This window comes from uncultured Hymenobacter sp., from assembly GCF_964242765.1.
Lineage (GTDB): Bacteria > Bacteroidota > Bacteroidia > Cytophagales > Hymenobacteraceae > Hymenobacter.
In genome coordinates, this window is record NZ_CAXTBM010000002.1 from 179,360 (window position 1) to 194,009 (window position 14,650).

Annotated in this window: 8 protein-coding genes; 3 read left to right on the forward strand and 5 right to left on the reverse strand. The window is 54.0% G+C overall.

All coding sequences use genetic code 11. The annotated features are described in order from the left end of the window. The first annotated feature begins 52 nt into the window (after positions 1-52). On the forward strand, positions 53-499 hold the full coding sequence (locus ACFE7X_RS01670) for a hypothetical protein (RefSeq protein ID WP_375433916.1): 447 nt from the start codon (positions 53-55) through the stop codon (positions 497-499). A gap of 551 nt (positions 500-1,050) precedes the next feature. On the opposite strand, the gene ACFE7X_RS01675 is transcribed toward ACFE7X_RS01670, so the two are convergent. From ACFE7X_RS01675 to ACFE7X_RS01695, 5 genes are all read right to left on the reverse strand, one after another. Further along, entirely contained in the window at positions 1,051-1,839 is a 789-nt protein-coding gene (locus ACFE7X_RS01675) for a hypothetical protein (RefSeq protein WP_375433917.1), read from the reverse strand. Positions 1,840-2,126: 287 nt separating this feature from the next. Beyond that, entirely contained in the window at positions 2,127-5,336 is a 3,210-nt protein-coding gene (infB, locus tag ACFE7X_RS01680) for a translation initiation factor IF-2 (protein WP_375433918.1), read from the reverse strand. A gap of 122 nt (positions 5,337-5,458) precedes the next feature. After that, positions 5,459-6,754, reverse strand: coding sequence for a transcription termination factor NusA (gene nusA / locus ACFE7X_RS01685; protein WP_375433919.1), 1,296 nt, complete (start codon positions 6,752-6,754; stop codon positions 5,459-5,461). A gap of 95 nt (positions 6,755-6,849) precedes the next feature. After that, on the reverse strand, positions 6,850-7,320 hold the full coding sequence (rimP, locus tag ACFE7X_RS01690; protein WP_375433920.1) for a ribosome maturation factor RimP: 471 nt from the start codon (positions 7,318-7,320) through the stop codon (positions 6,850-6,852). 397 nt (positions 7,321-7,717) lie between these two features. Then, complete coding sequence (locus tag ACFE7X_RS01695) at positions 7,718-11,248, reverse strand: gliding motility-associated C-terminal domain-containing protein (RefSeq protein ID WP_375433921.1); 3,531 nt, start codon at positions 11,246-11,248, stop codon at positions 7,718-7,720. Positions 11,249-11,487: 239 nt separating this feature from the next. On the opposite strand from ACFE7X_RS01695, the gene ACFE7X_RS01700 reads away from it, so the two are divergent. Both ACFE7X_RS01700 and cysS read left to right on the forward strand, forming a co-directional pair. Beyond that, positions 11,488-12,603 (forward strand): endonuclease/exonuclease/phosphatase family protein, encoded by a 1,116-nt coding sequence (locus ACFE7X_RS01700; protein ID WP_375433922.1) that lies wholly within the window; start codon positions 11,488-11,490, stop codon positions 12,601-12,603. Between the two features lie 497 nt (positions 12,604-13,100). Continuing rightward, positions 13,101-14,618 (forward strand): cysteine--tRNA ligase, encoded by a 1,518-nt coding sequence (gene cysS, locus ACFE7X_RS01705; RefSeq protein ID WP_375433923.1) that lies wholly within the window; start codon positions 13,101-13,103, stop codon positions 14,616-14,618. Positions 14,619-14,650 lie beyond the last annotated feature (32 nt).

A 14,650-nucleotide genomic window follows, 5' to 3' on the forward strand; every position in this document is an offset into this window, starting at 1 on the left:
AACCCACTCCACTTGCCGTAAGCACCAGCTGCTTAGCTACCTTTTCCTGAGCATGAAAAAAGAATTAGCTGCCACGTTATTGATTGCCGCAGGCTTTCTATGCCGACCTGTACACGCCCAAACGTCAAATACCACTTCCACCGAGCCGGGTAACCAAACCAGTGAACAAGGTTTGCGCAAGCGCAAAGCCAACTCATCGGACATTGCCAACATGCAGCGCCGCATGAACATGAACCCTGATGATGCTAAGCGCGACCAGCAGCTAGAGTTACTGCAAGCGCGGGCGGGTGGCAGCGCGAATACCAGCTTTGGCCGCGCGGCTGGTCCTGCCCGGCAATATGAGAAAGGGGCAGGGGGCTTTACAGTGCGTAAGTTTAAGGCTAGCAAGCACGCCAAGAACGCCATGATGAAGAAAGGACAAAGCCGTCCAGCCATGGGCATCGATCCTAAAGGCAAGCCCTTAAATCACAAAAACAAAAAGCGTTTTTTGTTTTTTTAAAGAAATACACAGCATTCTGCTAGAATTTTTAGAGCTCAATATCCAAGGAAAAAGCCTCACTGCACAGCAGTGGGGCTTTTTTGCGCCTTTAGTGAAATCGAGGCCACCGTTCGCCCCCGGCTCAACTAAAGAAGACGCATGTAGGTAGCATAGCGGATAGAAGCTAGCAAATGCCTATATATCTGTCTGTTAGGTTTAGTAATTATTACGACATCTGATGTTTGTGATAATCCCAATAAGGGCCCGGTAGCCATAAAGTAGCAGTTTTACTTGCGGCTGACGATGCAACACTAAGGGAGAGGTAGCAAACAGGAGCTGGCATGCAGATGCTGTGAAAGGGGGTTTCAACCTTAGGTACGGAAGCAGTTGCGCGAGCCATGAGTCACGGTCATTGGTAGTGAAAAGTCATAACGCCTAACGGACAAGCACTAAAAAGCATGTAGTGCCCGTTGACTTCCCTTTCTAGAGTTAAAATTATTGCTCCGTAGCGAAGCGTTGGTTGTAATATGTAGTTGTGGAGAGAATATGTAGTAGTGTGCTAGCAGGTGACGTCAAAACTTTGCTGTGAGACCTAGTTTCATGTAACTCATATCATAGCCTAGCTCAGAAAATACTCCAATTTTGTCGGTAAGCAAGTAACGTCCTCCCGCAAAAACTCCCACTTCAAAATCAACGCCGCCGTAAGAATCTTTTAGTGCATCATCGTCATAGTCGTTGGAATAGCTCTCGATGCGAGCTGCTAAACTAAAACCAGCATAGGTGTCTATTTTAGGATTAGCTGTAAAGTTATAGTGATAGGCTCCGCGAGCAGCCACATAAATATTGGTCCACTTAGCTTTATAGGAAGACCACTCATAGCTATCAGACTTATAGCCAAGCAATCCGCCAACACTGATGACGCCGGGCCCAATCCCATCAACAACCCCCTTCTCAACCGACAAGCTAAGAGCCGGTGAGGACTTCTTACTTCCCCCAAAATTGAAGCTATTGCCATAGCCGTAGCCTATACCCAACCCTAAGCCCAAATTGACTGCTACAGTTCCTTTGTTGAACGAGGGCGCTTTCTGAGGCTCAACTCCAGGTATTTCCAGCTTAACTGGGTTTGTAGGAACAGTTGGTGGTGCTGTTGTAGACTTGGAGGTTGGACGAGTTGTTGAGTTAGTGGGCACTGTAGCCGACTTAGGGATATTGGATTTAGATGCCTTGGTAGCCTTTGGCTTCGTCGTAGCAGTTTTCGCTGTAGTAGGTTTAGAGGTCGGCTTAGCAGGGCGGGGCGTTTGAGCTAATACTGTAGTAGCCAGCCCTATTAGTAGAAGTAGGAACGTCAATTTTGTTCTCATGCAAAGCGGGATGAAGTAATTTAATACTTCTTAAAGTGATACAAAGCTAGACGTATGTTCGGCTAGTGTCAATAACATAATAATGTGAGAACGTCTGAATCAAGTTTATCAGTACGTAGTGCAAATCATAGTAGTCCAAAGGTCAGGATATGTACTGTTTAGAGGTGAGTTTTCATATTATGCTACCATACTATTCAGCAGCTTCTAAGGATAGTATAATATGAAAAACGCCCCAATTGCTAGCAATTGGGGCGTTTCCTAAGAAATTTTTATAAAGGAAGCTTGCTTTACAACGTACGCTTCACTTCTTTTTCCTCGAAGCCTTCGATGTTATCTCCTACTTGCAGGTCATTATAGCCTCTCAAGGAGATACCGCACTCGTAGCCTTGACGTACTTCCGACACGTCATCCTTGTAGCGCTTGAGGTCCTGGATTTCGCCCGAGTACACCACAATACCATCACGGACGAGCCGTACTTTGGTTTTGCGAGTGAAGGTGCCTTCCGTCACCATGCAGCCACCGATGGAGCCCACTTTGGTGATATTGAACACCTGCCGGATTTCAGCATTGGCCACTACTACTTCCTGCACCGTCGGGGCAAGCATGCCTTCCATGGCATCCTTCACCTCATTAATGGCATTGTAGATAATAGAGTAGAGTCGGATGTCGATCTGCTCTTGCTCGGCCAGCTTCCGGGCACTTTGCGAAGGTCGTACCTGGAAACCAATGATGATGGCGTCGGAAGCCGAAGCCAGCAGTACATCAGACTCGGAGATGGCGCCTACTCCCTTACTGAGGATGTTCACCGATACTTCCGGCGTGCTTAGCTTGAGTAGCGAGTCAGCCAGTGCTTCCACCGAACCGTCCACGTCACCTTTCACGATGATGTTAAGCTCTTTAAATGAAGCTAGTGCCAGACGACGACCTATTTCATCAAGGGTGATGTGTTTCTTGGTGCGCATGGTCTGCTCACGCGACAGTTGCTGACGCTGCGTGGCCAGTTCCCGCGCTTCGCGCTCGGTTTCCATTACCTGGATCTTGTCGCCGGCCTGTGGAGCACCAGTCAAGCCGAGCACCTGCACCGGCGTAGCCGGACCAGCTTGCTTCATCTTTTTGCCCCGGTGGTCGGTCATTGCTTTCACACGTCCGTAGTGCGGACCTGCCAGTACAATGTCACCTACGCGCATGGTACCAGTCTGTACTAGAATGGTGGTCACATAGCCCCGGCCCTTATCAAGCGAGGCTTCGATAACCGTACCAACGGCATTACGGTCAGGATTAGCTTTTAGCTCCAGAATCTCGGCTTCTAGCAATACCTTCTCTAGAAGGTCGTCAACGCCCAAACCAGATTTGGCTGATACTTCCTGCGACTGGTATTTACCGCCCCATTCTTCTACCAGCACGTTCATCGCTGAGAGTTCCTCCCGGATTTTATCGGGGTTGGCCGAAGGCTTGTCGATTTTGTTGAGCGCAATAACAATCGGGACACCGGCTGCCTGAGCATGATTGATAGCTTCCTTGGTCTGGGGCATTACCGAATCGTCGGCCGCTACCACGATGATAGCAATGTCCGTCACTTTGGCACCCCGAGCACGCATGGCCGTAAAGGCTTCGTGACCCGGCGTGTCAAGGAAGGTGACCCGCTTGTTGGAAGCTGTCATCACGTCGTAAGCCCCGATGTGCTGCGTGATACCGCCGGCTTCGCCTTTGGCTACGCTAGCACTCCGAATATAGTCAAGCAACGAAGTCTTACCGTGGTCGACGTGACCCATGATGGTAACGATAGGAGCCCGCGGCTGCAGGTCTTCATCGTTATCAACAATACCAAGATCGGTTTCTTCTTCCTCGGCACTCAGGAACTCAACATCATAGCCAAATTCGTCGGCAATGACCGTAATGGCTTCGGCGTCAAGGCGCTGGTTGATGGACACGAACATGCCCATGTTCAAGCACACTTTGATTACCTCGTTCACCGATACATCCATCAGTGAAGCTAAGTCGTTGGCCGAAATAAATTCGGTTACTTTCAGCGTCTTGGCGTCCAGTTCGTTTTGAGCGCGCTGGGCCTCTCGATCCTCGGCTACACCAGCCCGCTTATCCCGACGGTACTTAGCCCGGTTGCTCTGGTTACCACCACGGCCACCGCTGAGTTTAGCCAGCGTCGCCTTGATTTGCTCTTGTATTTGTTTCTCGTTTTGCTCGGGAGTGAGCGGTACAGCCGGAGCTTGACGCTGCGCTGCTTGGCCCGTACCCGTAACCCGTGGCGCCGTGTTAGGTGGCCGCTGGTTTGTGTTGTTGCTATTGCTATTGTTGCCACGTGGGCCAGTACCTGTAGGCCGATTACCTTGGTAGCCAGGATTCTGCCCTTGTTCGGGCCGTGGACTACCTTGTCCCTGGCCTTGCCCTCCCTGGCCTTGTCCCTGACCGGGTTGAGGAGCGCCGGTTTGACCTGGAATGCGCTGGCGCTGACGCTTCTTAGCATCTGCGTTCAGCCCGCTCTTACGCACATCAGATGACGCTACGGGCCGTGGGCCACGCCCTGCGTTGCTACCACCACCGCGGCGCGACGAATCAACCGGTAGCTCAATTTTGCCAAGCACAGTCAGCCCTTTCAACTGATCGGCTCTGGCCGTAATAGTGCCTGCTTCCTCGGCCGGAGCCGAAATAGCGGGCGTTTCGGGAGTAGCAGGAGGGGTAGGTGCTGGTGCTGTGACCACCACAGGAGCTTGTGGAGCTGGCAAAACTGGCGTTGGCGTAGGTTTTGGCTCGGGAGTCGGGGCAGGAGCTTTCGCGACCACCGGAGTTGGTTCAACTGGCCGGCTTGGTGCTGGTGCTACCGGAGCAGGGGCAATGGGGGCCGCTGGCGCAACCGGTGCCGAAGCTACGGGAGTGGCTGGTGCCGGTGCTGGCGCAGGAACCGGCTTATTTTCTACAACCGGTGCAGGTGCCTGCGGAGCCTTTACCTCTGTTACCGGCGCAGTAACTGGTACTGGTGGAGGAGTAGGGCTTGGAGCAGGCCGTGGCGGTACGGGCCGGCCTCTGGAGTCTAGCTCAATTTTCCCCAACACTTTCAGGCCGGGCACCTTAGGCGCTTCCTCTAATGGAGTTGGTCTGCTTGCAGCAGGCGCAACAACAGGAGCGGTGGTCACCGGAGCGGCTACGGGAGAAGGAGTTGGCTTGGGAGCCTCAACTGGCTTGGGCGCAGGCACAGGAGCCACTGGTGCTTTGGGAGCCACGGGCTCAGCAGGCCGGGCAAGAGCAGCAACATCCAGCTCATTCTGGCGCTTGGCCTGGCTGAGCTTGAAGGCTTCGGCTTTGTCTTGGGCTGAAGACGCGAATTCCTTGTCCAGCAACGCAACCTGATCTGAGCTCAGCTTGGTTGTGGGCTTGTTTTCTATCTGAAATCCTTTTTTCGCTAGGGTTTCCACCAAGGTGTTCATCCCAACGTTCAGGTCTTTGGCTGCCTGACTAAGCCGTTTGGTTGCTGCTTCCGCCATTCTATGCTCGCGAACGATACTCTTATCTGATTGCAAAGGTACTACTTTAAATGGTGCCAGCCGGTGTTAAATCCGGCCGACTGGCCCGATTTAACACCTTTGCCGGGCCGAAGCCCGCGCGCTCATTGCGCGTCGTCGCTGACGGTGGGAGTATGTGTTTGGTCGCTTTCTTCTTCTTCCTCGTTAAATTCCTGTTTAATAACGCGGAAAAGCTCATCTACATGTTCTTCTTCTAATTCGGTACGGCGCACGATATCTTCTTTACTTACAGCTAATACGGCCCGACCAGTATCAAGACCAATTTTCTTAAGCTCGGCGATAATCCAGGATTCAATTTCGTCAGAGAATTCGTCAAGTGCAATATCTTCGTCGTAATCGCCGGCATCCCGGAATACGTCGATTTCCATACCTACTAGGCGGCTGGCTAATTTGATGTTAGCACCACCGCGTCCAATAGCCAATGAAACTTGGTCGGGTTTCAAGAACACCGATACCCGGCCAGTTTGTTCGTTTATTTTCATCGAAGTCAATTTAGCCGGCGACAAGGCCCGAGCAATGTACAGCTCGAGGTTGTCGGTGTAGTTGATGACGTCGATGTTCTCGTTCTCCAATTCGCGCACTACGGCGTGAATACGCGAGCCTTTCATGCCCACGCAAGCACCTACCGGATCAATGCGGTCATCGTAGCTTTCTACGGCTACTTTGGCACGCTCACCAGGTTCGCGCACGATATTCTTGATGGTAATCAAGCCATCATAAATTTCCGGTACTTCCTGTTCGAACAAACGCTCCAGAAAAGCCGGTGCGGCGCGCGAGAGGATGATTTTGGGCGTGCCGTTGATGATTTCGACGCGGTGTACTACGGCACGCACGGTGTCGCCTTTGCGGTAGCGGTCCTTTGGAATTTGCTCGGCTTTAGGTAACACCAACTCGTTTTCATCCTTGTCCAAGATCAGTGCTTCGCGGCTCCATACCTGATATACCTCACCGGTGATAACCTCCCCTACCTGATCCTTATACGTCTGGTAAAGATTGTCGCGCTCCAAATCTTTCACCCGCTGAATAAGCGTTTGGCGAGCCATAAGCACGGCGCGGCGCCCAAAGTCCTCCAGCTTGATTTCCTCGGTTACTTGTTCGCCTACTTCGAAGTCGGGCTCGATTTTGTGAGCCTCCGCCAGCGGAATTTTGTCGTTGTCCCAGATATCCTCGGAGTTGTCGTCCACAATTTCACGGTTGCGGTAGATTTCCAAGTCGCCCTTGTCCACGTTCAAGATGACGTCGAAGTTGGCGTCGTCGGTGTACCTTTTGCGAATCATAGTGCGGAACACGTCCTCCAAGATGCTCATCATCGTGGGACGGTCGATGTTCTTGCTCCGGGCAAATTCGGCGAACGATTCAATCAGAACGTTGCTGTTCATCTGATTAATTGTTGAATTGTTTAATTGCTGCGTAGTTGGTTACGTGAAGATGTTAAATTCAGCAATTCAACCATTTAGCAATTCAATCATTTGATTTACTTAAACGAAATAACTACCCGCGCTTCCTGAATCTCGGTGAAAGGCACCAGCACGGCGGGCAGGGTTTTCTGCTTGCTCTTTTCTTTGATTACTTCCGCCAACTGAATGCCATCTGCTTCGGCGGCTTCCAGTTTGCCGGTTTTCTCGGTGCCATCCTTCAACTTTAGGCTTAAGCTGCGGCCTACGTGACGGGTGTATTGACGCGGGTCGGCGAGAGGCTGGTCGGCACCGGGCGAAGTAACTTCCAAGGAATAAGTAGCATCCTCACCGTAAGCTTCATCAATGCGCCGAGCTAGCCGGCGGCTTACCTGGGCGCATTCGTCAATACCGAGGCCCTGTTCACTGTCGAGGGTGACGGTGATTTTAGGCCGGACGGCATCAGATACGCTCAAGTCTACCACAAACAGCTCGAAGCCAATCAGGCTGTCCTGTAGCATTTCCGCAATACGGTTTTGATCGAAATTCATTTAGACTTGGACCGGGTGATAAAAGAAAGAGGGGACGCTACGTCCCCTCTTCACAACCAGAATACCACGCAAATATACGGTGATAAACCGCCGAAAGCAAGTTAGCTAACGGGGGAGAGGAGAGCTAAGGTCAAGCAAGCCTCTCAAAAGGATGTCACCCCAACTGATTTATTGTCTTGCCACGAAGCCATCAACAAGTGAATTTTTCTTGTTGTGGTTCTCTGCTACTTGTTGATTCGATGTTCCAGCGGGCTGCATACCTGGACACGTTGGTTGGTATATAGTAATAGTAGCTCACTGAAGGTAAGCACACAGGCAAGGCTATGGGCCGGGGCCTTGATAAAAGAGAAGTGCCTCGTGTCAACTGACGAAAGGGCAAGACATTTGTTGAAACTGGCTAGCGTTTTACCTCAAGCCAGCCTTTCGCCCGCCGCTCATCGGTGTCGCGCAATAAGTAATAATACACGCCGTCGGGTAGGTTTTTGCCGCTCCAATCGTTGTGATAATCCTTGATTTCGTATACGAGCGTACCCCAGCGGTTGAACACTTGCAGATGAGTTGGCTTGCAACTGAAACGAGGCTTAAACGAGTCGTTGAGGGAATCACCGTTGGGCGTGATGATGTTGGGTACTTTCATTTCACCTACTTCCACCGGCGCAAAAGCTGTTTCCACTACGCAGCCTGCGTAGCGCGCAATCAGTTTCACTCGGTAGGAGCCGGGTTCGGCGTACAGGTGAGTTGGGCCAGCTTCGGTGGAGTGTTCACTGCCGTCGCCAAAGTCCCAATCATAAGTACCCCCGGCTAACACTGGCTCGAACTGGTAGGTAAATGGGGCCAGACCCGTATAGCGCGGATCGGCTGAACATTCCGGCAGGTTAAGAGGCGCATTGACCGACGAGGTAGGTGCCATCACCACGGTGCGGGTAGCTACGCTAGCGCAGCCGTTGACGGAGTAGGTATAACTCAACTGATAAATACCACCCCGGTTGTTGGTGTTGGGTGGGGTGAAAAGGCCGCCTGGCGTAATGCCCGGGCCGCTCCAAGTCCCACCAGCCGGTGACATGCCCCGCATCTGAAACGCCTTCATTTGGTCGATGCAAATGGTAGTATCACGGCCAACTCGCACTTGGGGCGCGATACCTATGGGCACTACCTGGCTAATAGAGCCACAGCCAAGCGTGTCGGAAACGGAATAGGTTAGTGTGTGCGTGCCGACGCCCGCCGTAACAGGATTGAACGTGTTGCCTGATACGCCTGGTCCACTGAATGTGCCGCCGGCTGGTGTTGCAACCAACGTCACGGTGCCGGGCGTTAGGCAATTCGAGGCAACCTGGGCAAAAGTCATCTGTCTTTCCGGCGTCACGGTCATGCGCAAGGGCCGGGTGCTGACGCAGGTACCAGTAGCAGTTACGGAATACGTGAGAATGCTAACCCCGAGGCGGGCCGACGAAGGTGTGAATTGGTAGCCTCCCCCCGCTACCGCCGACACGCCGGGCCCAGACCAAGTACCCCCGGCTGGGGTACCACCCAATAGGATAGGACCGTTGTTGACGCACACATAACGGTTCGGGCCCGGATCGGCGGTGATGATACCAAAGTCTATCTTGAACGCGGCATTATTGCAGTTGTCGCTGCGGTTGGTGGTGGAGTACGTGTTGGCGCCCGGAGGCACCGGAAAACCGGAAGTGCGCCCGCAGCCGCCGCACACGGCTTGGTACACTACCCCTTTTTTATCGAAGCGCGAAGTACCACCATCGACATGCTCGCCACTGCGGCCACCTCGTTCACCGTAGTAAGTGCCGTATTCCAGCGACTGCATGCCGGGCCGAAACTGGGCCAGGTAGAAGTCGGAGCCGTCGGTGGCCGACTGGATGGCATTGGCCGTGACAGGCAAGCCTCTGGTGCTACCACCGCGGTTGACCAAGCCTCCCCAGCCACTGATGTAGATTCGCTCGCAATCATCAACAAGAAAAGCCGTCAGGGAGATATCAGGGAAGAGGGTGCTGCCACTGCCAATGCGGGTGCTGTAGAAGCGGGTACTTAAAGTAGGATTCAGCTTTTGAATAAATTGACGCCCATCGGCCACGCCATAGCACCCGGCACTGATAGGCATTTGCCCCTGGGTTTGGCCTAGAAGGTATACATTGCTGGCGGCGTCAAGCTGCACAAAGAAAGCTTGGTCGTAGTCTCTGGTACCGATGAATGATGATTGCAGCAGTACGCTGCCCGTGTTGCTTAAATGAGATATGAACCCATCGACACCGCCCTGGAAACCGGATTGTAAACTTCCCGCAGTAGTAGGGAAATTGTTGCTCAAGGTACCGCCGGCCACGTACACCCCGCGGGTGGCATCTACCTGCAAGGAGTAGGCTGCCTCGGCGTTGCTGCCGCCCAAATAAGTGGACCACAGCAGCGTGCGCAGGTTAGCCGATAATTTCAAGACCACCGCATCGAAGCTGCCGCCCTGAAAGCTGGTGCGAAAGCCGTTGGGCGTAGGAAAGTTGGTACTATTGGTGACGGAGGCTACGTAAATGTTGCCGTCTCCATCCGTCACTACGTCGCCGCGAAACTGGTCGCCGTAGTTGATAACGGGAGAGCCTGGCAGGCCATCAGTTGTTGTGGATTGGCCGTTGCTGGCCCTTCCGAGTTGGGAAACTACGCCGTCGGTGCCGGAGCCACCCACAAGCGTACTCCCCGTGAGCGAGCTGCCGTTGGCGGAAAGTTTGGCAATGAAGATATCAGCGCCATTATCGTACAAGAAAGGCTCGAAGTTTTCGTCGGGCGTGATATGGGGGCCACCGTTGTGCGAGGTATCGTAGGCGCCATTGGTGGTGGGGAAATTGGTTGAACCCGTAGACCCCATTATCACCAGCTCGCCCTGCGAATTTACCACCATGCTGTGCGGCGCTTCCATGCTTCTGCCACCTAGATAGGTGGCATAAAGCCGAGCTGCTGCGCCCGATACAGCAGTATTGTACTTGATAATGCCAATGTCGGTAGTCCCGCTGAAAGAGGTATCGAAGGCGCCGGGGCTGGTAGGATACCCTACATCAAGCACAATGCCGCCCGAGTACATATTGCCTTGCGCATCGTACGTGGCGGTAAACCCCCAGTTGTCGGCCGTAGACCCTGTGAAGGACGAGAAGATAACGGTCGGGTCGATGATGAGGGTGTAGCGTGGATCGTACTGGCCGGGCCGGAAGCTAACCGTGCTGCCTTGGAGGTCGAAGGCGCAGGACACGGCTACGCGCTGCCCCCTGATTTCCTGCCAAGCCTTGGGAGCCTGTTCGATAACCTGGCCCACCGAGGTTTCAATTAGCAAGTTGCCTTCCGCGCTTAGGGTGAGACGGTTGGGGCCGGCGTAGCGAAGTTGAATAGCCGCGGGCTTGGCACCTGGGCTCACTTGAAAGTCGTACTCCAGGCGCTGGCTGGCGTTTTCGTAGACGACGGCGCCAATGCCCGGATAAAGGTTGGTGTAGCGCAAGCGCCGGAAGCTATGGGCGTTGCTGGCCCACCGTTTAGGGTTGTTGCCGCGGAAGTAGTTGTAGGGCGCAGGCGTAACTTCTTCACCGGCGAGGGTGGGGGAGCGGTTGGCCCCTGCGAACGTAACCGAGTAGGAATGGCCGCGCAACACATCAGAAGTAGGAGCTTTGGCAGCGTCCTCGCTGCCATGGTGCGAGTGGCTACGCAGCATCACCGGATCAACAAAGCTGTAAGTGAAACCTGTTGGACCCACGAACAACCGCCCGGCCGGTAGGGCAGCCGCGTAGCGTACCGGGCTGTCCCATTGCCCCTTGTTTTCAATGAACTCCAGGGATGCACCCGTCGGCGGCGCTTGCTTCAGGGAAGGAACAGAGGCCGCCAGTAGGCGCGGAGCCGCAAGCAGCAGTAAACTGGAAAAGAAAAATCGCACTGTAAAAAGGAGCATAGACTGGAAACTGAGGCAACCGTAGCAAGGTGTAGAGTAAAGGTTGTACTAGCTGCTAACCAGGAGATTAGATACACTTATAAGCTCCGATTCCACATCTTGCTACCTAAGAGAAAACGAACCTGAAAGTACAACGAAATTTAAGCTTACTTCTTGCGCAGTCATCCGCTCAAGGCCTTGAGTGGTTACGCATTACCTTTGCTCGTCATCTGCGGTCCTGAGGCCGTATTATTTCTGCTGTGCGTCGTTCGTTTGCTTTCACCTGCACCTTGCTTGTTATTGGGTGGCTGCTCGCGGCCATTGCTTGCGTGCAGGTGCCCGCCTACACGTTCTGGCCCGCGGCTTTCGGAGCCCTCACGCTGCCCGTAGCACTGGTTTTAAACTTGCTGGCAGTGCCTTACTGGCTGTTGCGCAACTGGCGGGTAGCGGCGTTGCCGCTGCTGGTGGCCGTGCTAACGTGGCCACACTTGCAGCGCGGAGTAGCCCTGCACCCGTTGCGGGTGGCACCGGCAGCCGATGCGCCGGGGCTACGGGTGCGGGTGCTTTCCGCCAACGTGCGCATCTTCAACGTGTATCCGCAGTTACGCGACCCGGATTTGGCGTCATCAAGGAAGTTGATTCAGTGGATAGCCGACAATCCGGCCGAAATCATTTGTCTGCAAGAGTTCTATAACGAGCCTCGCACGGCTACCAGCAAGGAAAAAGGCGTTTTCAACAGCGTGGAGCGAATTGGGGCGCGCTCCAATCGGCAAAGCTTTGTTTCCCGAAGTCTGACCAATCGGATTGGGGCCGAGTTTGGCATGGCCATTTTCACGCGTTACCTAATTCTGCGGCGGGGCACCGTCAACTTCGGTAAGCTCACGCAAAACCACGCCATGTGGGCAGACTTGCGCCTGCCGAACAAGGATACCATTCGGGTGTTCAACTTTCACTTGCAAAGCATGAGCCTCGACGAGCGCGACATTGTAGACAGTTACTCCAGCAAAGTCGGGTTCCGCAACAAAGCCCTGGGCTTGCTGCGCCGCTTCAAGCGCGGTATGGTGTCGCGCAGCTGGCAAGTTGATACGCTCACGCGCCGCTTCGAGCGCAGCCCGTATCCGTTGCTACTCTGTGCCGACCTCAACGACCTGCCCTACAGCTACAGCTACGATCAGTTAGCCGACGATTTCCAGAACGCCTGGGCCGCAGTAGGCAACGGCGTCGGTCCTACCTACCACGGTCAGCTGCCCTTCATTCGCATCGACAACCAATTTGCCAGCCCCGAATGGTCGGTTGATGACTTCTGGGTGCACTACGAAATTCCTTATTCCGACCACTATCCAACTACCGCCACCTACCGGCTGAGGTCGAAGTAATGATGGTGTAAGTAAATAGGAAAAGATATTGCTCTTGCCGTGGACAGTAAAAAGTTGATTCCAGATCGTTGTCGTTCCGACGCAAAAGGAATCTAAGGCAAGCAACTCAGCCGCTATAACCTAGATTCCTTTTGCGTCGGAACGACAACGGTTTAGCCTATGCGCATACTCGGCATCAGCAAACATGATAGCGCAGCAAGGCGGACCATCTTGTAAGGCTTCCATCATGTGCGTACCCGGCGTTTTATACCGAGAAACTGATTTCTTAAACTGCTGAATGAACTTTATATACTCTAAATAAAGACTTTTGTGCTTTATGAGATGGGTTATAGACTTAGTTGCCGATAAAATCAGCTACTCCCGACTAAATTCAGGTATTGGATTAAGGTATTGGAGCACTTTGCAAGCATGTGCTGTTAAAGGTGGCAACCAAAGCGGAGGCGCATGAAATTCGCCTAACTCGATAAATCCGTTTAAATCCGTGATACTTTTGCCGAATGCTGCCTACACTCTCGCTTTATAACACGCTTACTCGCCGCAAAGCCACTTTCGAACCCCTGAACGCACCTTTCGTGGGCGTCTACCTCTGCGGCCCAACGGTGTATAGTGAGGCGCATGTGGGCAACGCCCGGGGCCCGGTGGTGTTTGACGTGTTAACGCGCTACTTGCGCCACTTAGGCTACACAGTGCGCTACGTCCGCAACATCACCGATGTAGGACACCTTGAAAACGACGCCGACGAAGGCGAAGACAAAATATCAAGAAGAGCCCGCGCCCAGAAGCTGGAGCCCATGCAGGTGGCCGAGCAGTACGCCAACCTGTACCACCGCCACATGGAGGTGCTCGGCTGCTTGCCACCCGACATCGAGCCCCGCGCCAGCGGCCACATCACCGAGCAAATCCAGATGATTCAGGAAATCCTGGCCAACGGGTTTGCGTACGAAGTGAACGGCTCGGTGTACTTTGATGTGCCCGCCTACAACGCCGCCGGCCGCGGCTACGGCAAGCTCTCCAACCGGGTGGTGGAAGAACTGCTGGCTGGCACGCGCGACAACTTGGCCGGGCAGCAGGAAAAGCGTAGCCCCTTGGATTTCGCGCTCTGGAAGCGGGCCGATGAGCGCCATCTTATGCGCTGGCCCTCGCCCTTCGGAGAAGCACCCGGCGAAGGGTTTCCGGGCTGGCATCTGGAGTGCTCGGCCATGAGCCGCAAGTACCTCGGTGCCGAGTTCGACATCCACGGCGGTGGCCTAGATTTGATGTTTCCGCACCACGAGTGCGAAATAGCCCAAAGCCAAGCCTGCGCCCACCCCACCAACGAGGCGCAGGTATGGATGCACAACAACATGATTACGGTGAACGGAGCCAAGATGAGCAAGTCCATCGGCAACTTCATCACCATCACCGACCTGTTTGAGGGCCGCAACCCCACACTGCCGCAGGCCTACTCACCCATGACGGTGCGCTTCTTTTTGTTGCAAGCGCACTACCGCAGCACCATCGACATCACCGACGAGGCGCTGCAAGCGGCCCGCAAAGGCTACCGCAAGCTCATGAACGGTTTGCGCCAACTGGAAAAGCTGACCCTACCCGCAGGCACCGAACGCACCCCCGATACCGAGAAAGCCGATGCTGAGTTGCGGAAGCTGATGACCGACACATTCATCGGCTTGAACGACGACCTGAACACGGCCCGCGCCATTGCCGGCTTGTTCAATCTGTTGCGCAAGTTCAATAGCTACGCGGCCAACCCCGCGACACTAGCGCAAGTGAGTGAAGCGGCCCTAAGCGAAGCTACAGCCGCCTACCGCACGCTGGTAACCGACGTATTGGGCCTAGTGGACGAGCCTCGCGCCAATGCCGAGCAGCTCCTGAACCTGACGCTGAACTTCTATTCCGAAGCCAAAGCTGCCAAGGCCTACGACAAGGTAGACGAAATCAGGGCGGCTTTGAAAGGACAGGGCATCGTTATCAAAGACACCAAGGCCGGCGTCGAGTGGGCGTACAGTGAAGAGTAGAGAGCCTAGCATAGGCCGCTTGAAAAGTTAAG

Coding starts and splice junctions, on each gene's coding strand:
- ACFE7X_RS01670 (WP_375433916.1), top strand. CDS start 53: ATGAAAAAAGAATTAGCTGCCACGTTATTGATTGCCGCAGGCTTTCTA.
- ACFE7X_RS01675 (WP_375433917.1), bottom strand. CDS start 1,839: ATGAGAACAAAATTGACGTTCCTACTTCTACTAATAGGGCTGGCTACT.
- infB (WP_375433918.1), bottom strand. CDS start 5,336: ATGGCGGAAGCAGCAACCAAACGGCTTAGTCAGGCAGCCAAAGACCTG.
- nusA (WP_375433919.1), bottom strand. CDS start 6,754: ATGAACAGCAACGTTCTGATTGAATCGTTCGCCGAATTTGCCCGGAGC.
- rimP (WP_375433920.1), bottom strand. CDS start 7,320: ATGAATTTCGATCAAAACCGTATTGCGGAAATGCTACAGGACAGCCTG.
- ACFE7X_RS01695 (WP_375433921.1), bottom strand. CDS start 11,248: ATGCTCCTTTTTACAGTGCGATTTTTCTTTTCCAGTTTACTGCTGCTT.
- cysS (WP_375433923.1), top strand. CDS start 13,101: ATGCTGCCTACACTCTCGCTTTATAACACGCTTACTCGCCGCAAAGCC.